The sequence below is a fragment of the Pseudomonas sp. Pseusp3 genome, assembly GCF_047304225.1.
In the GTDB taxonomy this organism is placed as follows: Bacteria; Pseudomonadota; Gammaproteobacteria; order Pseudomonadales; family Pseudomonadaceae; genus Aquipseudomonas; species Aquipseudomonas fluorescens_CD.
Map to the genome: position 1 here is coordinate 1 of NZ_JBGLYV010000265.1, position 311 is coordinate 311.

At 47.6% G+C, this 311-nt stretch carries 1 tRNA gene; it reads left to right on the top strand.

The features are described 5' to 3' along the window. Window positions 1-100: 100 nt before the first annotated feature. A tRNA-Ala gene (locus tag ACCD00_RS30820) sits at window positions 101-176 on the top strand. The last annotated feature ends 135 nt before the right edge of the window (window positions 177-311 follow it).

A 311-nucleotide genomic window follows, 5' to 3' on the forward strand; every position in this document is an offset into this window, starting at 1 on the left:
TAGCTCAGTTGGTTAGAGCGCACCCCTGATAAGGGTGAGGTCGGCAGTTCGAATCTGCCCAGACCCACCAATTTTGTGTGGGAAACGCCTGTAGAAATACGGGGCCATAGCTCAGCTGGGAGAGCGCCTGCCTTGCACGCAGGAGGTCAACGGTTCGATCCCGTTTGGCTCCACCACTACTGCTTCTGATTGTGTAAAGCTTAGAAATGAGCATTCCATCGATGATGGTGAATGTTGATTTCTAGTCTTTGACTAGTTCGTTCTTTAAAAATTTGGGTATGTGATAGAAAGATAGACTGAACGTTACTTTC